Source organism: Stenotrophomonas sp. 2694, from assembly GCF_040548715.1.
GTDB lineage: Bacteria > Pseudomonadota > Gammaproteobacteria > Xanthomonadales > Xanthomonadaceae > Stenotrophomonas > Stenotrophomonas indicatrix.
Map to the genome: position 1 here is coordinate 18,317 of NZ_JBEPSG010000023.1, position 21,275 is coordinate 39,591.

Below are 21,275 nucleotides of genomic sequence, written 5' to 3' on the forward strand. Positions count from 1 at the left end.
ACTCCTACGGACGACGAAAGCGGCGATCGGCAGCGGTGATGAATCCGCCCAGGGCCATCAACAGCGCGCCCAGCCAGATCCAGCGCACGAAGGGCTTGATGTGCACCCGTACCGCCCATGCATTGTTGCCCAGCGGCTCGCCCAATGCCACGTAGACATCACCGCTGAGTCGTGCATCGATGCCCGCTTCGGTCATCACCTGGCCGCCGCTGGCGTACTGGCGCTTCTCTGGATGCAGCAGGGCCAGCTCGCGACCATCGCGCAGCACCCGCAGATGGCCGCGATCAGCGATGAAATTGGGGCCTTCGCGGTGGTCCACGCCCTCGAAGCGCACTTCGTGCCCGGCGACCACCACCTGCTGGCCCGGCGACAGCGCCACTTCGCGCTGCACGTTCAACGCTTCCACCAGCAGCGCGCCGGCCAGGAACACCGCGACACCGGCATGGGCGACGATCATGCCAAGCATTTCGGCAGTGAAGCGGCCATTGCCACGCAGGCGCTGCCAGACGAACCGGGCGGTGCCCAGCCCAACCCAGGCCGCAGCCGCAACGCCGATGCCGGCCTTCCAGCCATTCTGCGGCGCCTGCCACCAGGCCCAGGCGCCAAGCAGCACAGCCAGCCCCGCCCATGGCAACAGCAATGCCAGTGCGCGCGAGGGTTGGTCGCGCTGCCACTTCACCAGCGGACCGAACGGCAGCAGCATCACCATCGGTGCCATCAGCAGCAGGAACAGGCTGCCGAAGTACGGTGGGCCCACCGAGATCTTGCCCAGCGACAGCGCATCGGCCAGCAGTGGGTAGAGGGTGCCGAGCAGGACCATCGCGCAGGCGCTGGCCAGCAGCAGGTTGTTGGCAAGCAGCAGGGTTTCCCGCGAGGTCGCGGTGAAGCCACGGCGCGGATCACCGGCATCCACGGCCAGCCGTGGCGCACGCAGCGCATACAGCAGCAGGCTGCCCCCCACCAGCACCGACAGGAAGATCAGGATGAACAGCCCACGCGAGGGATCGGCCGCGAACGAATGCACGCTGGTCAGCACGCCGGAGCGGACCAGGAAGGTGCCCAGCAGCGACAGCGCGAACGCCGCGATGGCCAGCAGCAGCGTCCAGCTGCCGAAGGTGCCGCGCTTTTCGGTCACCGCCTGCGAATGGATCAGCGCCGCGCCGACCAGCCAGGGCATGAAGCTGGCGTTCTCGACCGGGTCCCAGAACCACCAGCCGCCCCAGCCCAGCTCGTAGTACGCCCACCAGCTGCCCAGTGCGATGCCCAGCGTGAGGAAGCCCCAAGCGACATTGGTCCAGGGCCGCGTCCAGCGTTGCCAGCGTGCATCGACACGGCCTTCCAGCAGTGCCGCCACGGCGAAGGCGAACGGCACCGCAAAGCCGACGTAGCCCAGGTACAGCATCGGCGGATGGATGATCAGCCCCGGATCCTGCAGCAACGGGTTGAGGTCACGGCCTTCCAGTGGCACCGGGTTCAAGCGCAGGAACGGATTGGAGGTGAAGATCAGGAAGGCGAGGAAGCCGACGCTGACCACGCCCATCACCGCCAGCACGCGCGCCTGTACCGGTGCCGGCAGGTGGCGCGAAAACAGCGCCACTGCACCGGTCCACAGCGCCAGCACCAGCGCCCACATCAGCAGCGAGCCTTCGTGCGCTCCCCACACCGCCGAATAGCGGTAGATCAACGGCAGCAGCGAATTGGAATTCTCGGCGACGTAGCGCACCGAGAAATCCTGTTGCACGAAGGCCGCCGTCAGTACGGCGAAGGCGCCGGCCAGCAGCACCAGCTGGGCAAAGGCCGCCGGGCGGGCAACGGCCATCCATGCGTCATTGCCGCGCTGCGCGCCCACCAGCGGCAGCACCGCCTGCAGCAGCGAGGCCAGCAGCGCGCACAGCAGGAGGATCTGACCGAATTCGGGAAGCACTCAGCGCGCCTCGGGCGCCGTGACCGGCACATCGTGCTTGCGATGCGCATCGCCCATCTTGTCGGCCACTTCCTTGGGCACGTAGTTCTCATCGTGCTTGGCCAGCACCTCGTCGGCGACGAAGGTACCGTCCTGCAGGCGACCGCTGGCGACCACGGCGGTCCCCTCGCGGAACATGTCCGGCAGGATGCGGTCGGTACTGACCGGGAGCGTTGCATCGCCGTCGGTGACCACGAAGTGGGCCTGCAGCGAGCCGCTGGGTCGATCGAAGGACCCCTTCACCACCATGCCGCCCAGGCGGAAGCGGGACTGCGCATCCACGTCCCCGCGCAGCACTTCCGAAGGCGTGTACAGGTAGGCGATGTTGCGCTGCAGGGCGAAGGCCACCAGCGTGGTGGCCAGCCCGGAGGCCAGCAACAGCAGGAGCACCCAGATCATGCGGCGTCGCTGTACCGGCGTCATCGGCTGAGCTCGGTGGCAAGCGGCGCCGGTGCCGACGCGTTGCCACGCGCCTGCAGCCGCTGCTGGCGGCGCTGCGCCAGCTGTCGGGCGCTGCGCAGGCGCAGCCACGAGCCCAGCGCATCGCAGGCCAGCACCAGCAGGAACACCGCGAAGGCGGCGATGAGGTAGGGCAGGTGGGTCATCGCCGTGCCTCCCCATCCGCGGTGCCGAAGCGCTCGCCGATCCAGGCCTTGCCGGCCTCGCGCGCGATGTTGTCGGCGCGCGCCTTGGCCAGCAGCGAGCCGACGAACCACAGTTTGGTGGCGACCACCATCCACCACAGCGGGGCGATCAGTTCCGGCCGCACGGCGTTCTCGCCGAACACGTTGATCGACTGGCGCTGGTGCAGCGCGCCCCACCAGTCCACCGAATAGCGGATGATCGGCAGCAGGCCCACGCCGACGATGGCCAGCAGGCCGGCCGCGCGTGCGGCACTGCGGCGGTCTTCGATGGCGTGGTACAGGCCGATCACGCCCAGGTACAGGAACAGCAGGATCAGCTCGCTGGTCATGCGCGGGTCCCAGTCCCACCAGGTGCCCCAGGTGCCCTTGCCCCAGATGCTGCCGGTCAGCAGGGTGATCAGGGTGAAGCCGGCGCCCATCGGCGCACAGGCCATCGCCAGGATCTCGCAGATCTTGATGCGCCAGATCAGCGCGATGGCGGCGTAGGCGGCCATCAGCGCGAACACGAACAGGCTCATCCAGGCGCTGGGTACATGGATGTAGATGATGCGGAAGGCGTCGTGCTGGTTCTGTTCCGGCGGTGCCACGAACAGGCCCTGCCACAGGCCGATCAGCAGCACCGGAACCGCCGCAGCGTAGAACACGCGGGACCAGCGTGCGGCGAAACGATCGAAGGTCGGGGGCGAACCGAGTTGATGGAACCAGCGGACGATCGGATTCATGCGTGGCGGCTATCCAGCAGGGGTGGATTGGCTCTCAGCTCGGTCAACTCAGAGAAATACGGATCGCAGCAGCGGTGGCCAGCGGTGCCAGCACCAGGGCGATCACCAGTCCAGCGCCCAGCATCAGCAGCGCACCGACCGGGTCCTGCCCGCGGCTGGCTGCCGCCAGGCTGCCGGCACCGAAGACAAGCACCGGTACGTACAACGGCAACGACAGCAACGCCACGAGAATACCAGAGCGCCGGATGCCGACGGTCAGTGCAGCGACCACGCCACCGATCAGGCTCAACAACGGTGTTCCCAGCAGCAACGATGCCAGCAACATCGGCAGCTGGTCATGCGGCAGATGCAGCATTTCCGCCAGCAACGGGCTCAGCAGGATCAGTGGCAGGGCGGTGGTCGCCCAATGCAGCAGCACCCGCACCAGCACCAGCCATGCCAGTGGCACCGGCGCCAGCAGCCATTGTTCGAGCGAACCGTCTTCGGCGTCGGAGCGGAACAGCGAATCCAGCGCCAGCTGCCCGGCCAGCAGTACCGCCAACCACAGCACCGCACCGGCGGTGGCGGCCAGCGGCTGCGGGTCCCGGCCCTGGGCCAGTGCGAACAGCACCACCACCAGCAGGGCGAACAGCACCGGCTGCAGGGCATCGCCGCGACGCCGCCAGAGCAGGCGCAGGTCGCGCGCAATCAGCGCGCGGGCGGTCTGCCACAGGCCTGGTTCGGTGCCTGGCGCGATCATGCTTCACCCCCCAGATCGAGCTGGCGGGTGCGTACCGGCGGGGCGGCATAGGCGCCATGCGTGGTGACCAGGGCGGCGCCACCACTGCGCAGGTGTGCGGAAATCATCCGGTTGACCAGGTTGATGCCTTCCAGGTCGAGGTTGGCATAGGGTTCGTCGAGCAGCCACAGCGGTGCCGGCGACAACCAGATGCGGGCCAGCGCCAGCCGCCGTTTCTGTCCGGCCGACAGATGCCGCACCAGGGTGTCCTCGTAGCCGGCCAGGCCGACGATGGCCAGCGCATTGCCCGGCATCTGCCGTGCGCGGCGGCCGTGCAGGCCGCACAGGAAATGCAGGTTCTCCAGCGTGTCCAGGTCCGGCTTCAGCGCCGGCAGGTGGCTGAGGTAGGCGACATAGCGCGCACGCTCGGCGTTGCTGGCCGGCCTGCCATCGATCAGCACCTGGCCCGCGCCCGGGCGCGCCAGGCCCGACAGCACGCGCAGCAGGGTGGTCTTGCCGGCACCGTTGCCGCCCTGCACCAGCAGCGCCTCGCCGGCATCCACATGGAAGTCCAGCGGGCCGAACACCGGCTCGTCATTGCGGGAGAAGCTCAGGCCGCTGGCGGCCAGCAATGCAGGGGTGTTCAAGGCGCAGGGGTCTTCATGCGGGAGTGCGGCAGCAATTGTAGCGGTGAATGTGACCCGGTAGCGCCGGGCCATGCCCGGCGAGCGCGCAGCGCGGCTTGCCATCGGTGCGGCATGTGCAAAGAGCCGCCGGGTATGACCCGGCGCTACCGTCGGCGCCGCAGGCCGGGTCGGGATTTCGTACACTTCCAGCCCTTGTTTCCCCACAGCCCAGGCCGATGCAACCGAACACCAAGCTGCCCAAGGTCGGTACCACGATCTTCACCGTGATGTCCCAGCTCGCCGCCGAACACGGCGCGGTCAACCTCGGCCAGGGGTTCCCGGATTTCTCCGCGCCGCAGCGCCTGATCGACGAGACCAGCAAGGCGATGGCCGCGGGCCTGAACCAGTACCCGCCGATGACCGGCGTGGCACCGCTGCGCCAGGCCATCGCGCAGAAGTCGCTGGACCTGTACGGCGCGACGATCGATCCGGACACCGAGATCACCGTCACCAGCGGCGCCACCGAGGCGATCTTCAACGCCATCCACGCCGTGGTGCGTGCCGGCGAGGAAGTGATCGTGCTCGACCCGGCCTACGACTGCTATGAACCGGCGATCGAACTGGCCGGCGCCACCGCCGTGCACGTGCCGCTGGACCCGCAGACCTTCGCGGTGGACTGGGACCGCGTGCGCGCGGCGATCACCCCGCGCACCCGCCTGCTGATGGTCAACACCCCGCACAACCCGTCCGGCGCGATGCTGGACGAGGCCGACATGCAGGCGCTGGCCGATGTGCTGCGCGGCACGCAGATCTACCTGATATCCGATGAAGTGTACGAGCACATCATCTACGACGGCCGTCGCCACGAATCGGCGCTGCGCTACCCGGAACTGCGCGAGCGCACCTTCGTCATCTCCAGCTTCGGCAAGACCTATCACTGCACCGGCTGGAAGATCGGTTATGCGGTGGCGCCAGCGGCGATGACCGCTGAGTTCCGCAAGGTGCACCAGTACAACACCTTCACCAGCTTCGGCCCGGCGCAGTACGGTTTCGCCGCGATGATCCGCGACGAGCCGCAGCATCATCTGCAACTGGGCGCGTTCTATGAAGCCAAGCGCGACCGGTTCCGCGAGCAGCTGGCCGGTACCCGCCTGAAGGCGCTGCCGGTGCCCGGCGGCTACTTCCAGCTGGTCGACTATTCGGCCATCAGTGACCTGCCGGACCATGAGTTCGTGAAGTGGCTGACCATCGAGAAGGGCGTCACCGCCATTCCGCTGTCGCCGTTCTACGAAACCGCGCCGGTCGGCCAGCGCCTGGTGCGCCTGTGCTTCGCCAAGAACGAGGCCACCCTGGACGCGGCGATCGAACGCCTGCGCCTGCTGTGAGCGGAGGAGACAGCATGCAGGACCTGCGCATTTCCCTCGTCCAGGGCGACACCCGCTGGCACGACCCGGCCGGCAACCGCGAATACTACGGCGCGCTGCTGGCGCCGCTGGCCGGCACCACCGATCTGGTGATCCTGCCGGAAACCTTCACCAGTGGTTTCTCCAATGAAGCGATCGCCCAGGCCGAAGGCATGGACGGCCCGACCGTGGCGTGGGTGCGCGCGCAGGCCAAAGCCTTGAATGCGGCAGTGATCGGCAGCGTGCAGCTGCGCGATGGTGAGGGCGTCTACAACCGCCTGCTGTTCGCCACCCCCGATGGTGGCCTGCAGTACTACGACAAGCGTCACCTGTTCCGTTACGGCGGCGAGCACGAGCGCTACGCCGCCGGCCGCGACCGGTTGTGCGTGGAATGGAAGGGCTGGCGGATCAATCCGCAGGTCTGCTACGACCTGCGTTTCCCGGTGTTCTGCCGCAACCGCTACAACGTCGAGCGAGCCGAACAGCTGGACTTCGACCTGCAGATCTTCGTCGCCAACTGGCCTTCCACGCGCGCCTACGCGTGGAAGACCCTGCTGCGCGCGCGGGCGATCGAGAACCTGTGCTTCGTCGCCGCAGTCAACCGCGTGGGCGTGGACGGCAACCAGCTGCTTTACGCCGGCGACAGCGCGGTCATCGACTTCCTCGGCCAGCCGCAGGTGGAGATCCGCGAGCGCGAGCAGGTGGTGACCACCACCATCTCCGCCGAAGCGCTGGCCTCGCATCGTGCACGCTTCCCGGCCATGCTCGATGCCGATGCCTTCCATCTGGATGTGCAGGCCTGATACGGCGGCTGAACGCTTCCCGCCCCACCGCGCGCGCCTGCATCCAACGTGCACGCGCGCGCTGCTAGATTCGCCCACATTCCGACCGATGTGGATGTTCTGCCGATGAATACCAAGCCGTTTGCCCTGCTGCTGGCGCTGGCCGCAGCGTCCCTGGCCCCGACCGCGCAGGCCGGTGGCAACCTTGACTGCCAGCTGCGCTACAACCTGTCCGGCTGGTCACTGATCTACAAGACCGCCTCGGGCAACGGCACCATCCACTGCACCAACGGTTCCAGCATGCCGGTGCGGATCCAGCTGAAGGGCGGCGGCCTGACCGTTGGCAAGTCGAAGATCACCGATGGCCGTGGCAGCTTCACCGGCGCCAGCAGCGTCGGCGAGCTGCTGGGCACCTACGCCTCGGTCGGCGCGCATGCCGGTGCGGTGAAGTCCAGCAACGCGCAGGTGATGACCAAGGGAGACATCTCGCTGGCCCTGTCCGGTACCGGCAAGGGCTGGGACCTGGGTGTGGACGGCGCGGCGTTCACCATCAGCCGGCGTTGAGGCGGGAGGGCTCCCCGGCTTCCCAGCTGATGCGGATGTAGTGCTGCTCGGCGTCGCTGGGCAGCCGTTCGACACTGAAGCGGTTCTGCAGCAGTTGCTCGACGACGCCGTCGACGAGGCGCTCGCTGGCCAGCGCCTTGTTGAAGCCGAACACGATGTAACGGCGGCCGTTTTCCGAGCCGACCTGGATCGATTTGTCCAGATCCCTGTAGTACTGCTCGATCGGTCGAGTGGCGGCGTCAGCGTTTGCGCGGGCCTGTTCTGCGGTGATGGTGATCATCGGCATCTGCGTGGTTGCGGAGTACACGCACCATAGCCAGCGCTGCCGCGCGGTTTCCGGCAGTGGCGCACAGTGCAGGGCGTTTGCAGCAATTCCTAGGCCAGCGCGCTCCGCGGACGCAGCAACCACAGCGCCAGCAGTGCACAGGCGATGATGGATGGCGCCAGCATCTGCAGTGCGCCGACAACGGCCATCGCCGCGCCGATCAGCAGGTAGTAGAGCAGGCCGAACAGGGCGCCGGCACTGCCCAGGCAGTGTGCATAGCTGCGTAGTGCCTGCCCGAGCACGTTGGGGATGGCCAGGCCGAATCCCGCAACGACCGGCAGCATCGCCATCACCATGACCGGTTGCCCGCGCAGCAGCGCTGCAAGGACACCACCGGCCAGTACCAGCGATGCCGCGATGCGGATGCGCGTCAATGCAGGGACGCCGGCACGCAACAGGCGGCCATTGGCCCAGGCGCCCAACGCCGAACCCAGCGCCAGCACCGCACCGCTGGCGCCGAACCAGCTGGCCGGCCAGTGCAGGCGTGCGAACACGAACGGCCCCAGCGCGTACCAGCTGTACATGGCCACGTTGAAGGCCATGACCAGCAGCGCGTGCGACCAGATCCAACGGTCGCCCAGCAGTTGCCGCAGCAGGGGCCGCAGCGGTACGGGCGCGATCTGCGCGGGCCGGCTTTCACGCAGCCCGGTTACGCAGCCCAGCATCAGCAATGCAGCGATCAGCAGCAGGCCGGCCTGCACGCCGGCATAGCCATCGGCAGCGACCAGCAGCGAGCCCAGTGCCAGCCCGATCGCCGGGCTCAGCGCCAGCGCCATGCCAATCCAGGAGAACGCCTGCGCCAGCGCGGGCCCTTCAAGGTGGTCGCGCAGCACGGTCTGGGTCACCACCGAGGCGGCGGCGGCGCCCAGGGCGGCCAGCATCTGCGCAGCCAGCACCTGGCCGAACGTGCCGGCCGCCAATCCGCCCAGTGCCGCCAGCACGAAAACGGACAGGCCACCCAGCAGGGCGGGGCGACGGCCAACGCGGTCGGCCAGCCTTCCCCACAGCAGGACGCCCAGCGCGAACCCCAGCAGGTACAGGCTCATCGCCTGGCTGGCAGCGCTGGCCGGCAGGGTGAAGCGTTGCGCCAGATCCGCCAGCGCCGGGCTGTACAGGGTCTGCGCCAGCTGCGGAAACATCAGCAGCGCAATGGTGAGGGACAGCAGGCGAGGTGACATCGGCGCGCTCCGGAAACAGGGGCGCGCATTGTCGTGGCCGTGCTGATGGCGCACTCTAGTGATTACGACAGTAGATGGATGAAATCGGACATGGCATGGCTGCAGCCCGACGCTCGCTTCGATGCCGATGCCTGGAGCGCCCCGGTGATCGGTATCGCTGCCACGCTGGCCGAGCATGACTCCGGTTGGCACCAGCACGCACGTTCGCAACTGCTGTACACGCGCGCCGGTTGCACGCGGCTGACGTTCGGGGATCGCATCAGCCTGTTGCCGCCATCGCGCGCGGCGTGGATTCCGGGTGGTCTGCTGCACCGCGCGCAGATGCGACAGGCGGTGGACTATCGGTCGCTGTACTTCGATGCCACGCTGTCGGCGCAGTTGCCGCAGCAGCCGGCAATCATTGGTGTCGGTCCCCTGCTGCAGGCGCTGCTGGAGCCGATCGCGCAGGCGCCGTTCGCACATGACTGGCAAGCGCCGCGAGCGGGGCATCAACTGGCGCTGTGCGTGCTTGAGATTGCCGCTGCGCCGGTGGAGCCGATGGAGCTGCCATTACCGCGCGACCCGCGCATCGCCCGCTGCCTGCCGGTGGCCGAGCAGCTGCCGCCCGAACTGGGCGAGCTGGCCCAGCGCAGCGGACTGAGCGTGCGTACGATCGGGCGCCTGATGCAACGCGATACCGGCATGGGCTACCAGGCGTGGCGTCAGCAATGGCGGTTGATGCGGGCCATGGAACTGCTGCTGCTCGGCCATCGTGTCGCGCACGTGGCGCTGGAACTTGGATTCTCGGCAGAGAGTCCGTTCATCGCCTTCTTCCGCAGCATGGTCGCGACCACGCCTGCGGCGTTCCAGCGCGCCGAAAGCGCTCGAGCGGCAGGGTGAGAGTGGAGTGGTCGCGGCCGAACGCGGGGAAGCAGGCGCGTGGGCCCGGCTTCCGTCGCCGTGTCTACTGCTGGGCCATCAGCCAGGCCAATGTGCCGCGATGTGGTTCGGGCACGGTGCTGGACGCGGCATCGAGCAGCATCAGCGATGCCCAGCAGACGTCGGCAGCCGGTGCGGTGTCCATCCGCGGCAGTACCGCCATGGCCCGCGCTCGCGTGCTTTCGTCAGCCATCGAGGCGAGCAGGGCCTCGGTCGCCTCGGCAATCTGCTGTTCAGTGGCAGGGGTTGCGGGTCGCTGTTCGAGCTCGGCGAGGCTGGCCTGGTAGCTCATCTCGAACCAGAAATCGATGTCCTGCGACGGACGCTTCTCCAGTTCGTTGAACAAGGTCCTGCCTACCTGCGCAATGTCCGACGCCGTGGTGGCGCGGGCGATCAGTGCGCATTTCTCTACCGGCATTCCGCGCAGCATTGCGGCCAGCAGCTGCGCACGCCGCTCCAGCATGGGGCGGGGCAGGCGGCCGATGCCATCCAGTGCAAGCTGTGCACCGGCGACAGCAGCCTTGTCCTTGCTACCGGCCTGCTTGATGCGGGTGAGATAGCGCTCATCGACAATCAGCCGACGCAGCATGCGGTCGGCCGGATCGTGCAGGGCCGAAGATTTCGGCCAGGGATTCTGCGTGGCGGCGATTTCCTGCTTGAGCCGGTCGGCAGCGCGTTCGCAGCCGCCGACCAGCAACAGAGCCACCAGCACGGCGCCGATGCGGGCGCCGAGGGACAACATCCGTGTCATCGCTGTGTCCTTCATTGAAGGTGGAGATCAGCCGCCGCGCGGGCCGCTGCGACGCGGGCCACCCGGGCCACGGTTGCCGCCGGGGCCACCCGGGCCGCGGTTGCCACCCGGGCCGCCGGGACCACGGTTGCCGCCGGGGCCACCCGGGCCGCGATTGCCGCCCGGAGCACCCGGACCACGGTTGCCGCCCGGACGTGCATTCGCATTGCCGCCCGGACGACCGTTGCCGGCCGGACGCGAGCTGCCATACGGACTGAAGCCCGGATTGGCGTGGTCGGACGGGAAGCTGGGGGCATTGCCCGGATGGCCGTACGGGTGCTTGTTGCCCTGGCCCTGCGAGCGGTTGCCCGCACCGGCCGGACGACCCTGGCCGCCTGCGCCACCGGCGCCACCGCGTCCTTCACCACCGTAGCCACCACGACCCTGGCTGCCACCGGCGCCTGCGCCCGGACCCTTCGGCTTGCCGTACGGACGGCCCTGGCCGCCTGCACCTGCGCCCGGACCACGGGCACCCGGGCCACGAGCGCCCGGACCGGCATTGCGGTGGCCGCTCGGGCCGGTGCTCACGCCATCCGGCACGTACCAGGTACGGAATGCGGCCGGATTGCCTTCCGGCAGCGAGCGGTCGTTCTTCGGCGCGCGCTGCTTGAACGGGCGCTGCGACTGCTTGGCAGCAGCTTCACCGCTGACGGTCAGGCCGCCCTTGAAACCACCACCACCCTTGCCGCCGCGACCGCGGCCGCGGTCTTCGCGCACGTTGTCGAAGCGACGCAGTTCGCGACCTTCATCGGCGGTGTTGTGACCATTGACGTAAGCGTTGCCGCGGCCACCTTCGCGCACGCGCACGGTGGTCTTGGCGGCGCGACGCTGGCCGATCACCGGCTGCAGGGTCAGGGCCGACGGCGCGCCTTCTTCCAGCTTCAGTTCGGCGCGCAGTGCTTCGACCTGGCTGCCCGGCAGTTCGACGGACTGGCCGCGGGCCAGTTCGCGCGGCAGGCTGACCTTGCCGTAGCGGGTGCGCTTGAGGCGGCTGACCTGGCAGCCCTGCGATTCCCACAGGCGGCGCACTTCGCGGTTGCGGCCTTCCTTCACCACGACGCGGAACCAGTCGTGCGAATCGGTACCGCCGATGCGTTCGATCTCATCGAACTTGGCCGGGCCATCTTCCAGCGCGACACCACGGGTGAGGCGGTCGACGACGGCATCGGGCACTTTGTCCTCGCCTTCCGGGGCACGCACGCGCACCACGTACTCGCGTTCGACCTCGAAGGAGGGGTGCATCATGGCGTTGGCCAGCTCACCGTCGGTGGTCGCCAGCAGCAGGCCGGTGGTGTTGATGTCCAGGCGGCCGACGGCGATCCAGCGGGCACCCTTCAGCGCCGGCAGGGATTCGAACACGGTCGGGCGACCTTCAGGGTCTTCACGCGTGGTCACTTCGCCTTCCGGCTTGTTGTAGACCAGCACGCGCGACGGCTCGGCCAGCGCAGTGGCGACGAAGCCGCGGCCGTCGAGTTCGATCCTGTCGCCGCTCTTGACCGACATTCCGGTCTGGGCGACTTCACCGTTGACCTTGACCAGGCCTTCGGCAATGCGCTGTTCCAGCGCACGACGCGAGCCGAGGCCGGCCTGGGCCAGGACCTTGTGCAGGCGTTCTTCCAGCTTGAACTGTTCGGACGTGGCTTCGCGCTTGAGCGAAAGCTTGTTCAACGAGGGCTTGCGGGGGGTGTCACTCATCAGTTTTGCTCCGGCCGACGGTTTCGAGGTCGGCCTCTGGTTCGGAATCGGCTTGGTCAACAGCCACGGTCGTCTTCGCGACGGCGTTGTCTTCGCGTTCGTTCACTGTCACCGCGCGCTCGCCCGGCGCGGAATCGGGGTGCCCATCATCGGAGGGCGAAGGTGCTTGCTCATCGTCGGCCGCCGCAGGAAATGCGTCGGCAGAATCGGGGGTGTCGCCGGCGGTGGTGCCGGTGTCGTCATTTGCAGCGGCGTCCGGGTCGGCGCTCACGTCCGGGCCGTCGGCACTGGCGGCGAGGGGTGCGTCGCGATCCAGCGCCAGCTGCGGTTCCAGGTCGCCCAGGTCCTTCAGCTCGGAAAGGGGCGGCAGTTCGTCCAGGCGCTTCAGCCCGAAGTAGTCCAGGAAGCCCTTGGTGGTGCCAAATAGCGCAGGCTTGCCGGGTACGTCGCGGTGGCCGACCACGCGGATCCACTCGCGCTCTTCCAGTGCCTGGATGATGTTACTGCTGACCGCCACGCCGCGCACCTGCTCGATCTCGCCACGGGTGATCGGCTGCCGGTAGGCGATCAGGGCCAGTGTTTCCAGGGTGGCGCGGGTATAGCGGGTCTTGCGTTCGGTCCACAGCCGGCTGATCCAGCCATGTACTTCGGCGGTCACCTGGTAGCGGAAGCCCGAAGCCACCTCCACCAGTTCCACGCCACGGTCCTGGCAGCCCTCGCGCAGCCGTTCCAGCGCACGTTCGATGCTGCCCGGTGGTGCCGGCTCATCTTCCGGGAACAGGTCCTTCAGCTGGGCCAGGGTGAGCGGCTGGCTGGAGGCCAGCAGCGCACCTTCGACAATGCGGTTGATCAGCGTTTGATCCATCGGCAGTCAGCGCTCACTCGTTTTCATTGGCGGCGTCGTTGTCGTCGAACTCGCTGCTGAACTGCAGCGGGGCATTGGTATTGCCGGCGGCCAGGGACTTCACGTAGATCGGCGCCAGCGGTTCTTCCTGCACCAGGTCCAGCAGCTGCTCCTTGGCCAGTTCCAGCACTGCCAGGAACGTGACCAGCACGCCCAGCTTGCCTTCTTCGGCGGTGAACAGGTTTTCAAAACGATAGAACCTGCCGTCTTCAAGCCGCCCCAGCACTTCACCCATGCGCTGCCGGACACTCAGCGCCTCGCGCTTGATGGCGTGGCCGGTGAACAGCTCGGCGCGCTTGAGTACGTCGTGCAGCGCCATCAGCATTTCCTTCAGGTCCACCGGCGGCGGCAGCTTCACTGCGGCGCGCTCGGGCATGAAGGCATGTGCCACGGTGGTGTCACGGTCCTGCCGGGGCAGGGCGTCGATATCCTCGGCGGCCTGCTTGAAGCGTTCGTACTCCTGCAGCCGTCGCACCAGCTCCGCACGCGGATCGGCCTCCTCGCCCTCCACGCTGGGGGGGCGGGGCAGCAGCATGCGCGACTTAACTTCCGCCAGGATCGCCGCCATCACCAGGTACTCGGCGGCAAGCTCGAAGCGCAGCTCGCGCATCACGGTGATGTATTCCACGTACTGCCGGGTGATCTCGGCCACGGGAATGTCCAGTACGTCCAGGTTCTGCCGGCGGATCAGGTACAGCAGCAGGTCCAGCGGTCCTTCAAAGGCGTCCAGGATGACTTCCAGCGCATCCGGCGGGATGTACAGGTCCTGCGGAATCTGCAGGACCGGTTGCCCATGCACCACGGCCAGCGGCATTTCCTGCTGCTGGGGGGCGGGCGGCCGGGTTGGCGTGTTCGCGTCGAGCGCGAGTTCGGAAGTCATCTAATGGAGATCAGGATTGCAACGGACCAGTCGCGGTAGCTGGCACACCGGGCAACTGCCACGGACCGCCAGGACACCAGGCGCGCCTGTCTCGGCGCGGTTCCACACATCAAACAACAGGACGCTCCGCAGGACACGGCAGCGACAGGACTACGGGGAGGTCGTCTACGGGGCCCGGTCGGGTGGACCGGTTCGAAGCAGCGGGTCGGTCGTCGGGGGCTGCGTTGGCCGCAAAAACCGACGGGCTGCTGCATCCAGCCACGTGCAATGGTTCCTAGGGTAAGCCTTTGCCGCGCCAGTGTCCAGCCGAGGCCGGGCGCGGGGCTGGATTGGCTAGAATTGCTTCACCAGCAACGCAAGCGAGGAAATGCCGGTGTGGTATGTGATTGAAGGATATGACGGCCAGGATGTACTGGCCCAGCGGCTGCAGGCGCGGCCTGAGCACCTGGCACGGTTGACCGCGTTGCGCGATGAAGGCCGCCTGCTTCTGGCCGGACCGTGTCCGGCGATCGACAGCGAAGACCCGGGCCCGGCAGGGTTCAGTGGCTCGGTGGTGATTGCCGGCTTCGACTCGTTGCAGCAGGCCCAGGCCTGGGCCGATGCCGACCCGTACGTCGCGGCGGGCGTCTACGTGCGGGTGCAGGTGCGTCCGTTCCGCAAGGTGCTGCCGTGAACGCGAAACGGATCGAGCAGATTCGTGATGCGCTGCAGCACGCGCTGGCCCCCAGCGTGCTTGAGATCGAAGACGACAGCCATCGCCATGCAGGCCATGCCGGAGCGCGCGATGGTCGCGGCCATTTCAACCTGCACGTGGTCAGCGAGCGCTTCGCGGGAATGGCCCCGCTGGCGCGCCATCGCGCGGTCTACGCCGCCTTGGGCACGTTGATGGAAACCGACATCCACGCGTTGTCCATCCGCGCGCATACCCCGTCAGAACAGGGCTGAGGCCTTGTCCCGCGCTGTCCTGGCAGGTCCGTTGATGGGCCTGCCAGGGACAGGTTTCCGTGTCCGTTTGGGGACATTCGTCTAACGGACTGTTTACAAGCGCAGATGGAAACGCTTACATTCCGCGCCAATGCTGGTAGGTCCAAGCCGTGGAGGGCGGCTTCGTGAACAAGGCAGCCATAACAATCAAAGACGTCGCCCGTGAAGCCAAGGTCTCTGTGGCCACCGTTTCGCGCGCGCTCAACGGGCATGAAAATGTCGCCGAACCGGTCCGCCAGCTTGTGCTGGAGGTGGCCGCACGGCTGCGTTACACCCCGCACGCCGCCGCCCGCAGCCTGAGCAGCCGCCGCACCAATACGGTGGGCGTGGTGCTTCCGGACCTGTACGGCGAATTCTTTTCCGAACTGATGCGTGGCATCGACAACGTCGCCCGCAGCCGGCGCCAGCACCTGCTGGTGTCGAGCTATCACGGCGACCAGGAGCAGCAGGGTGCAGCCCTGCGTGCCATGCGCGGCCGGGTCGACGGTCTGCTGGTGCTCTCGCCCTATGCGGAGAGCCCGGGGTTCCTGACCGACAACCTGCCGCAGGCATTGCCGACGGTACTCATCAACACCTACCTGCCTGGGCAGGACCATCCGGTGTTGAGCATCGATGACCATGCAGGGGCAATGGCGATGACCCGCCACCTGCTCGATGCTGGCCATCGGCGCATTGCATTCATTTCTGGCCCGGACCTCAACTTCGACGCGCGCGAGCGCCTGCGCGGCTTCCGTGACGCGCTGGCGGCGTTTGGCAGCGGCGCCGAAGGCATCGAGCTGCCCGGTGATTTCGACGAAGCTTCCGGCCATCGCGCCGGTCAGGAGTTGCTGGCAGCCGGCACGCTGCCCGATGCCGTATTCGCCGCCAACGACATGATGGCCCTGGGTTGCCTGTATGCCTTCGCGCAGGCAGGTGTCCATGTCCCGACCGATGTCGCCCTGGCCGGCTTCGATGACATTCCGCTTGCGCGTTTCGTTCACCCGTCGCTGACCACCATGCAGGTCAGCATTGCCGAACTGGGCGATCGGGCGATGTCGCGTTTGTTGCAGTTGATGGACGGCACCTCCACGGAAGGGGCAGGGGACAAGCAGACCCTGGTCCCGCGCCTGATTGTTCGCGATTCCACCACTCCGCCATCCGGCCATTGAAGCCAGAGGCGTTCCTTCTTTTTTGATTGATCGCAGGTGCCGCGCAAGCGGTCACCGCCACCCGGAGATTGAGTTGATGATGCATTCCACTATCCGCACCCCGGCGCGCCGGCTGCTGAGCACCGCACTGGTCAGCTGCCTGATGCTGGCCGCCGCCCCGAACGTCATGGCGCAGTCGGCCAACGCCAGCCTGCGCGGCCAGGTCTCCGGCGCCCAGGCCGGTGCCGAAGTCACCGCCACCAACGTCGCCACCGGCACCGTCCGTCGCGGCACCGTGCGTGCCGACGGCAGCTACTCGCTGATGGGCCTGGATCCGGGCACCTACAACGTGGTCGCCAACGGCCAGACCCAGAAGGTCACCGTCACCGTCGCCTCGACCGCGACGCTGAACTTCAGCGAGGCGGCTGCCGGTGGTACCGGCTCGACCGCCGCCACCAACCTGGACACCGTCAACGTCGTCGCGCCGACCCTGCTGCAGGAAGTGCGTACCTCCGAAGTCGGCAAGACCGTCAGCCTGCAGCAGATCCAGACCACCCCGCAGGTGTCGCGCAACTTCCTGGAGTTCGCCGACGCGGTGCCGGGCCTGATCTTCACCCGTGATGCCAAGGGCAACACCTCGCTGCGCGGCGGTGCCACCAATTCCGACGGTACCAACGTCTACATCGACGGCGTGGGCCAGAAGAGCTACGTCAAGGGCGGCGGCGTGGCCGGCCAGTCCGGCAGCGCCGGCAACCCGTTCCCGCAGCTGGCCATCGGCGAATACAAGGTCATCAGCGGCAACTACAAGGCCGAGTACGGCCAGGTGTCGAGCGCCGCAGTGACCGCTGCCACCAAGTCCGGTACCAATGAATTCAAGGGTGAGGCGTTCTACCGCTACACCGATGAGGACATGCGCGCCAAGACCCCGGCCGAGCGCCAGGGCGGCAAGGACAAGATGGTCTCGGCCGAGAAGGAATACGGCTTCGCCCTGGGCGGCCCGATCATCCAGGACAAGGCGCACTTCTTCGTGACCTACGAAGCCAAGCGCTTCGACCTGCCGGTCACCATCGCGCCGGACGGCGCGGTCACCGGTGCTGCCGGCCTGCTGCCGCCCGCAGGCGCCGCCGGCCTGGGCCCGGCCAGCCAGCCGTTCCAGCAGGATCTGATCTTCGGCAAGATCGACTTCGAGCCGACCGACAACGATCGCATCGAGCTGACCTTCCAGGACCGCGACGAAACCCAGTCGCAGTTCAGTGGCCAGACCTCGCCGGAAGCCGGTCGTGAAGTGGTCAACACCGACCGTCGTTACGCCCTGCGCTGGAACCACAGCGGCGAGCGTTACTACAACGAAATGATGGTCACCCATGAAGATTCGTTCAACAACCCGACCCCGCTGACCCTGGCCAACGGCATCACCTACACCGCACCGGACGGTACCGAAGACCGCACCGTGGTGAAGATCGGTGGCGCATCGGCACTGGATTCGCAGGTGAAGGGCCAGAAGGGCTGGTCGATCGAAGACAACCTGACCCTGGACGGCATCCAGTGGGCCGGCGACCACACCATCAAGATGGGCGTGAAGTACAAGGCGATCGACCTGTACGCCTCCGATGCGGCGCAGATCAACCCGACCTTCACCTACAGCCTGGGCGATCCGGACTTCCCCGATTCCATTCCGTACAAGGCGCAGTTCGTCAAGCCGGTGACCGGCGTGGACGGCGTGTCCGGTGAAGTGCGTTCGAAGTCCAAGCAGTACGGCGTGTTCATCCAGGACGACTGGCAGGTCAACGACCACCTGCAGATCAACCTCGGCCTGCGCTGGGACTACGAAAAGACCCCGTCCTACCTGGACTTCGTCACCCCGCAGGCCGTGGTCGACGCGATCTATTCGCAGGATCCGCGTGCTGCCGCCGGCCAGACCTACGCCGATTCGCTGGCGCTGGGCGGCCTGGACATCAGCGACTACATCAGCAACGGCCACAACCGCAAGGCATTCAAGGATGCCTGGCAGCCGCGCCTGGGCTTCTCGTATGACATCAACGCCGACGAGCAGCACGTGATTCACGGTGGTGCCGGCCGTTCGTACGACCGCGACCTGTTCGACAACCTGCAGCTGGAAACCACCAAGCTGGCCCTGCCGCAGCCGACCATCTACTTCCGCAACCCGGCCACCGGCACCTGCATCAACGGCCAGGCCGCCTGCTATGACTGGAACCCGAACCTGCTCAACGGCATCGGCAACCTGCAGAGCCTGGTCGGTGCGACCAGCAATGCCGGCCTGGAAGTGGATCTGCTGAACAACAAGCTGAAGGCTCCGTACTCCGATCAGTTCAGCCTGGGCATGAGCAACCAGATCGGTGACTGGCTGACCGACGCCACCATCGCCCGTACCCTGAGCTACGACGGCTTCGCCTTCACCCTGGGCAACCGTTACCCGACCGGCCAGTTCTTCGATGACCCGCGCCTGTGCGGTGGCACCGAGCCGGGCCTGAGCCAGGCCTGGAGCTGCAACGTGCCGGGCTTCGGCAGCCTGATCATCGGCCAGCAGGGCATCAAGACCCGTGCGACCCAGATCCTGCTGTCGGCGCAGAAGCCGTTCACCCAGGAAAGCGGCTGGGGTACCTCGATCGCCTACACCTGGACGACCGCGCGCCACAACCGCGACATCAACGAGAAGTACGCCTTCGACCGCGGCCTGATCGAGGATTACCCGACCATCCGTTCCAACGGCGCGCCGCGCCACCGCCTGGTGGTCACCGGTTCGTACGCGGGCTTCTGGGGCATCACCTTCGGCGGCAAGATCACCCTGGCTACCCCGACCGCCGTCAATGACTGGTACCCGGTGCCGCAGGCCAGTGGCTACAACCTGCCGACGCCGCAGGCGGCTGTGCCCAACGCCAATGGCAAGTTCCTGGTGGGTGGCAAGATCTTCGGCTACCGTTCGGTCGACCTGCAGGCGACGAAGACGTTCAAGCTGGCGGGCGATACCGAGCTGTACGCGCGTATCGACATCATCAACGTGTTCAACTTCGACAACTTCTCCACCTACAACTACGTCAAGACCAACGGCAAGCTGCAGGCCAGCTACAACGAGACCGGCGACATCATCGGTACTCCGCGTCAGGTCAAGGCCGAAGTGGGCTTCCGCTTCTGATCGCGGGAAGTTGATGCAGTACGGAGCCATCGGTTCGCCGATGGCTCCGGTTTCAACGGCAATGGCCGGCCTCCGGGCCGGTCCATTGCCCACGCCATTGCCGGGCAGGGGGCAATGGCGTGGGCAATGACCGCGGTGTCATCAACCACGTTTTCGTGGTTTTTTAAGACCGCACTTTGTAAACGATTTCAGGTCATTGGACGTTATGCTCTTTCATCGATCAGCCCACCGGAGGAACCGCGCCATGCAGGCACGCCACCTGATGACCGCCGCTGCGATGACCCTGGCCATCGCCGCCTGCAAACCGGCCCAGCAGGAGCCTGCCAAGCCGCGCCCGCCGGTGATCCTGATCGAGGCCGACGCACCGCCGCGGCCGATGAAGCCGGAGCTGCCGCCGCTGTTCGATGACATCGAGCGCCGCACCTTCCAGTTCTTCTGGGATACCACCAACGAGATCAACGGCCTGACCCCGGACCGCTATCCGTCGCGGCCGTTCGCCAGCATCGCCTCGGTCGGCTTCGCCCTGACCGCTTATCCGATCGGCATCGAGAACGGCTGGGTCAGCCGCAACCAGGCGATCGACCGCACCCTGACCACCCTGAAGTTCTTCCGCGACGTGCCGATGGGCCCGCAGCGCACCGGCAAGGCCGGCTACAAGGGCTTCTATTACCACTTCCTGGACATGCAGGAAGGGCGCCGCTACGACAGCTGGGTGGAACTGTCCTCGGTGGATACCGCGCTGCTGATGATGGGCGTGCTGTTCGCCCAGTCGTACTACGACGGCGACGATCCGCGCGAGAAGGAAATCCGGCAGATCGCCGACACCCTGTACAAGCAGGTCGACTGGCCGTGGCTGCAGCAGCGTGCGCCGCTGATCTCGATGGGCTGGTTCCCGGAGAACGGCTTCATCGACCATGACTGGATGGGCTACAACGAAGCGATGATGGTCTACATCCTCGCCCTGGGCTCGCCCAGCCACCCGGTCAGCCCGGATGCGTGGACGGTATGGACGCGCACCTACGACAACGACTGGGGCGTCTACCAGGGCCAGGAATACCTGTCCTTCGGTCCGCTGTTCGGCCACCAGTACAGCCATGTCTGGATCGACTTCCGCGATATCCAGGATGCGTACATGCGCGAGCGTGGCAGCACCTACTTCCTCAACAGCCGTTCGGCGGCGCTGGCCCAGCGTGAGTACGCCATCGCCAACCCGATGAACTGGAAGGAATATGGCGAGAACGTCTGGGGCCTGACCGCCAGTGATGGTCCGCAGAACACCACCCAGGAATACCGGGGCGAGCAGCGCCAGTTCCGCCATTACTCGTCGCGCGGCGCAGGCCTGCGCGAGAATTTCGATGACGGTACGATCGCGCCGACCGCCGCGATCTCGTCGGTCGTGTTCGCGCCCGAGGAAGTGATTCCGGCCACGCTGGAGATGCACAAGCGCTACGGCGACTACATCTACTCCAGCTATGGCTTCCTGGATTCGTTCAATCCCAGCTTCAGCTACGACATCCCGATCAAGACCGGGCGGGTGGTACCCGATCGTGGCTGGGTCGCCAGCGACTACATCGCCATCGACCAGGGCCCGATCCTGACCATGATCGCCAACTACCGCAACGACTTCGTCTGGGATGTGATGAAGAAGAACCCGTACATCCGCAAGGGTCTGGAACGGGCGGGCTTCAGTGGTGGCTGGCTGGCACCGGAAGGTTCCTTCCAGCCGCTTGAGCTGCAGAAGGATGAAAAGGCCGCCGCAGCACGTGCGGTCGGTATCGCTGAATCACGTGCGGCCGCCGCGCAGGAACAGAAAAACAATGCCAACCGCAACACCGGCCAGGGGAAGTAACAAGGTGCACGACTGGAAACACCGCCTGCGACGCTGGGCATTGCCTGCA

The 21,275-nt window shown here is 66.8% G+C and carries 21 protein-coding genes; 9 read left to right on the forward strand and 12 right to left on the reverse strand.

Features of this window, described 5'->3' with window-relative positions; genetic code table 11:
- Positions 1 to 4: 4 nt before the first annotated feature.
- The 6 genes from ABIA73_RS18595 to ccmA are packed head-to-tail and all read right to left on the reverse strand — an operon-like array spanning position 5 to position 4,796.
- On the reverse strand, positions 5 to 1,924 hold the full coding sequence (locus tag ABIA73_RS18595; protein WP_025876472.1) for a heme lyase CcmF/NrfE family subunit: 1,920 nt from the start codon (positions 1,922 to 1,924) through the stop codon (positions 5 to 7).
- Positions 1,925 to 2,386: a cytochrome c maturation protein CcmE gene (gene ccmE, locus ABIA73_RS18600; RefSeq protein WP_025876474.1), complete on the reverse strand. Its 462-nt coding sequence runs from the start codon at positions 2,384 to 2,386 to the stop codon at positions 1,925 to 1,927. It abuts the gene before it with no gap.
- Positions 2,383 to 2,568 carry a heme exporter protein CcmD gene (ccmD, locus tag ABIA73_RS18605; RefSeq protein WP_025876476.1) on the reverse strand — a complete coding sequence of 62 codons (186 nt, stop codon included), beginning with the start codon at positions 2,566 to 2,568 and terminating at the stop codon, positions 2,383 to 2,385. The genes ccmE and ccmD overlap by 4 nt, the downstream gene beginning before the upstream one ends.
- A complete protein-coding gene (gene ccmC / locus ABIA73_RS18610; RefSeq protein ID WP_025876477.1) occupies positions 2,565 to 3,329 on the reverse strand; it encodes a heme ABC transporter permease CcmC in 765 nt (254 codons plus the stop codon). The genes ccmD and ccmC overlap by 4 nt, the downstream gene beginning before the upstream one ends.
- Before the next feature lie 43 nt (positions 3,330 to 3,372).
- Positions 3,373 to 4,068 carry a heme exporter protein CcmB gene (ccmB, locus tag ABIA73_RS18615; RefSeq protein WP_025876478.1) on the reverse strand — a complete coding sequence of 232 codons (696 nt, stop codon included), beginning with the start codon at positions 4,066 to 4,068 and terminating at the stop codon, positions 3,373 to 3,375.
- Entirely contained in the window at positions 4,065 to 4,796 is a 732-nt protein-coding gene (ccmA, locus tag ABIA73_RS18620) for a heme ABC exporter ATP-binding protein CcmA (RefSeq protein WP_415847018.1), read from the reverse strand. Before ccmA ends, ccmB begins: the two co-directional genes overlap by 4 nt.
- Before the next feature lie 113 nt (positions 4,797 to 4,909).
- Between ccmA and ABIA73_RS18625 the strand changes: the two genes are divergently transcribed.
- The 3 genes from ABIA73_RS18625 to ABIA73_RS18635 all read left to right on the forward strand — a co-directional run bounded on the left by ABIA73_RS18625 (position 4,910) and on the right by ABIA73_RS18635 (position 7,422).
- Entirely contained in the window at positions 4,910 to 6,058 is a 1,149-nt protein-coding gene (locus ABIA73_RS18625) for a pyridoxal phosphate-dependent aminotransferase (protein WP_032978768.1), read from the forward strand.
- Between the two features lie 14 nt (positions 6,059 to 6,072).
- Complete coding sequence (locus ABIA73_RS18630; protein ID WP_354276147.1) at positions 6,073 to 6,879, forward strand: amidohydrolase; 807 nt, start codon at positions 6,073 to 6,075, stop codon at positions 6,877 to 6,879.
- 105 nt (positions 6,880 to 6,984) lie between these two features.
- Entirely contained in the window at positions 6,985 to 7,422 is a 438-nt protein-coding gene (locus tag ABIA73_RS18635; RefSeq protein ID WP_025876484.1) for a hypothetical protein, read from the forward strand.
- Here ABIA73_RS18635 and ABIA73_RS18640 read toward each other — a convergent pair.
- Positions 7,409 to 7,702: a hypothetical protein gene (locus ABIA73_RS18640; protein WP_059064786.1), complete on the reverse strand. Its 294-nt coding sequence runs from the start codon at positions 7,700 to 7,702 to the stop codon at positions 7,409 to 7,411. The genes ABIA73_RS18635 and ABIA73_RS18640 overlap by 14 nt on opposite strands.
- Positions 7,703 to 7,797: 95 nt before the next feature.
- The gene (locus ABIA73_RS18645; protein WP_223482859.1) at positions 7,798 to 8,925 is read right to left on the reverse strand and encodes an MFS transporter; all 1,128 of its coding nucleotides are present in this window, start codon (positions 8,923 to 8,925) and stop codon (positions 7,798 to 7,800) included.
- A 90-nt stretch (positions 8,926 to 9,015) separates the two neighbouring features.
- Here ABIA73_RS18645 and ABIA73_RS18650 point away from each other — a divergent pair, with 90 nt between their 5' ends.
- Positions 9,016 to 9,804: an AraC family transcriptional regulator gene (locus ABIA73_RS18650; RefSeq protein WP_025876489.1), complete on the forward strand. Its 789-nt coding sequence runs from the start codon at positions 9,016 to 9,018 to the stop codon at positions 9,802 to 9,804.
- A 64-nt stretch (positions 9,805 to 9,868) separates the two neighbouring features.
- Here ABIA73_RS18650 and ABIA73_RS18655 read toward each other — a convergent pair whose 3' ends face one another.
- From ABIA73_RS18655 to ABIA73_RS18670, 4 genes are read right to left on the reverse strand one after another with little or no spacing between them, the layout of a single operon-like run.
- Positions 9,869 to 10,594 (reverse strand): hypothetical protein, encoded by a 726-nt coding sequence (locus ABIA73_RS18655; protein WP_133119351.1) that lies wholly within the window; start codon positions 10,592 to 10,594, stop codon positions 9,869 to 9,871.
- A gap of 27 nt (positions 10,595 to 10,621) precedes the next feature.
- On the reverse strand, positions 10,622 to 12,328 hold the full coding sequence (locus ABIA73_RS18660) for a pseudouridine synthase (RefSeq protein ID WP_059064658.1): 1,707 nt from the start codon (positions 12,326 to 12,328) through the stop codon (positions 10,622 to 10,624).
- Positions 12,321 to 13,193 carry an SMC-Scp complex subunit ScpB gene (gene scpB / locus ABIA73_RS18665; RefSeq protein WP_025876496.1) on the reverse strand — a complete coding sequence of 291 codons (873 nt, stop codon included), beginning with the start codon at positions 13,191 to 13,193 and terminating at the stop codon, positions 12,321 to 12,323. The genes ABIA73_RS18660 and scpB overlap by 8 nt, the downstream gene beginning before the upstream one ends.
- 13 nt (positions 13,194 to 13,206) lie before the next feature.
- Positions 13,207 to 14,112 (reverse strand): segregation and condensation protein A, encoded by a 906-nt coding sequence (locus ABIA73_RS18670; RefSeq protein WP_025876498.1) that lies wholly within the window; start codon positions 14,110 to 14,112, stop codon positions 13,207 to 13,209.
- A 373-nt stretch (positions 14,113 to 14,485) separates the two neighbouring features.
- Here ABIA73_RS18670 and ABIA73_RS18675 point away from each other — a divergent pair, with 373 nt between their 5' ends.
- The 5 genes from ABIA73_RS18675 (at position 14,486) to ABIA73_RS18695 (ending at position 21,226) form a co-directional block, all read left to right on the forward strand.
- Positions 14,486 to 14,785: a YciI family protein gene (locus ABIA73_RS18675; RefSeq protein ID WP_025876500.1), complete on the forward strand. Its 300-nt coding sequence runs from the start codon at positions 14,486 to 14,488 to the stop codon at positions 14,783 to 14,785.
- Entirely contained in the window at positions 14,782 to 15,057 is a 276-nt protein-coding gene (locus ABIA73_RS18680; RefSeq protein WP_354276148.1) for a BolA family protein, read from the forward strand. The genes ABIA73_RS18675 and ABIA73_RS18680 overlap by 4 nt, the downstream gene beginning before the upstream one ends.
- 164 nt (positions 15,058 to 15,221) lie before the next feature.
- On the forward strand, positions 15,222 to 16,244 hold the full coding sequence (locus tag ABIA73_RS18685; protein ID WP_025876505.1) for a LacI family DNA-binding transcriptional regulator: 1,023 nt from the start codon (positions 15,222 to 15,224) through the stop codon (positions 16,242 to 16,244).
- A gap of 76 nt (positions 16,245 to 16,320) precedes the next feature.
- Complete coding sequence (locus ABIA73_RS18690; protein ID WP_059064656.1) at positions 16,321 to 19,377, forward strand: TonB-dependent receptor; 3,057 nt, start codon at positions 16,321 to 16,323, stop codon at positions 19,375 to 19,377.
- 244 nt (positions 19,378 to 19,621) lie between these two features.
- On the forward strand, positions 19,622 to 21,226 hold the full coding sequence (locus tag ABIA73_RS18695) for a glucoamylase family protein (protein WP_025876509.1): 1,605 nt from the start codon (positions 19,622 to 19,624) through the stop codon (positions 21,224 to 21,226).
- Positions 21,227 to 21,275 lie beyond the last annotated feature (49 nt).

What these genes read in the sequence shown, in the direction of transcription:
- ccmE (WP_025876474.1), bottom strand. Translation starts at nt 2,386, where the DNA reads ATGACGCCGGTACAGCGACGCCGCATGATCTGGGTGCTCCTGCTGTTG.
- ccmD (WP_025876476.1), bottom strand. Translation starts at nt 2,568, where the DNA reads ATGACCCACCTGCCCTACCTCATCGCCGCCTTCGCGGTGTTCCTGCTG.
- ccmC (WP_025876477.1), bottom strand. Translation starts at nt 3,329, where the DNA reads ATGAATCCGATCGTCCGCTGGTTCCATCAACTCGGTTCGCCCCCGACC.
- ccmB (WP_025876478.1), bottom strand. Translation starts at nt 4,068, where the DNA reads ATGATCGCGCCAGGCACCGAACCAGGCCTGTGGCAGACCGCCCGCGCG.
- ccmA (WP_415847018.1), bottom strand. Translation starts at nt 4,796, where the DNA reads ATGGCAAGCCGCGCTGCGCGCTCGCCGGGCATGGCCCGGCGCTACCGG.
- ABIA73_RS18625 (WP_032978768.1), top strand. Translation starts at nt 4,910, where the DNA reads ATGCAACCGAACACCAAGCTGCCCAAGGTCGGTACCACGATCTTCACC.
- ABIA73_RS18630 (WP_354276147.1), top strand. Translation starts at nt 6,073, where the DNA reads ATGCAGGACCTGCGCATTTCCCTCGTCCAGGGCGACACCCGCTGGCAC.
- ABIA73_RS18635 (WP_025876484.1), top strand. Translation starts at nt 6,985, where the DNA reads ATGAATACCAAGCCGTTTGCCCTGCTGCTGGCGCTGGCCGCAGCGTCC.
- ABIA73_RS18640 (WP_059064786.1), bottom strand. Translation starts at nt 7,702, where the DNA reads ATGATCACCATCACCGCAGAACAGGCCCGCGCAAACGCTGACGCCGCC.
- ABIA73_RS18645 (WP_223482859.1), bottom strand. Translation starts at nt 8,925, where the DNA reads ATGTCACCTCGCCTGCTGTCCCTCACCATTGCGCTGCTGATGTTTCCG.
- ABIA73_RS18650 (WP_025876489.1), top strand. Translation starts at nt 9,016, where the DNA reads ATGGCATGGCTGCAGCCCGACGCTCGCTTCGATGCCGATGCCTGGAGC.
- ABIA73_RS18655 (WP_133119351.1), bottom strand. Translation starts at nt 10,594, where the DNA reads ATGACACGGATGTTGTCCCTCGGCGCCCGCATCGGCGCCGTGCTGGTG.
- ABIA73_RS18660 (WP_059064658.1), bottom strand. Translation starts at nt 12,328, where the DNA reads ATGAGTGACACCCCCCGCAAGCCCTCGTTGAACAAGCTTTCGCTCAAG.
- scpB (WP_025876496.1), bottom strand. Translation starts at nt 13,193, where the DNA reads ATGGATCAAACGCTGATCAACCGCATTGTCGAAGGTGCGCTGCTGGCC.
- ABIA73_RS18670 (WP_025876498.1), bottom strand. Translation starts at nt 14,112, where the DNA reads ATGACTTCCGAACTCGCGCTCGACGCGAACACGCCAACCCGGCCGCCC.
- ABIA73_RS18690 (WP_059064656.1), top strand. Translation starts at nt 16,321, where the DNA reads ATGATGCATTCCACTATCCGCACCCCGGCGCGCCGGCTGCTGAGCACC.
- ABIA73_RS18695 (WP_025876509.1), top strand. Translation starts at nt 19,622, where the DNA reads ATGCAGGCACGCCACCTGATGACCGCCGCTGCGATGACCCTGGCCATC.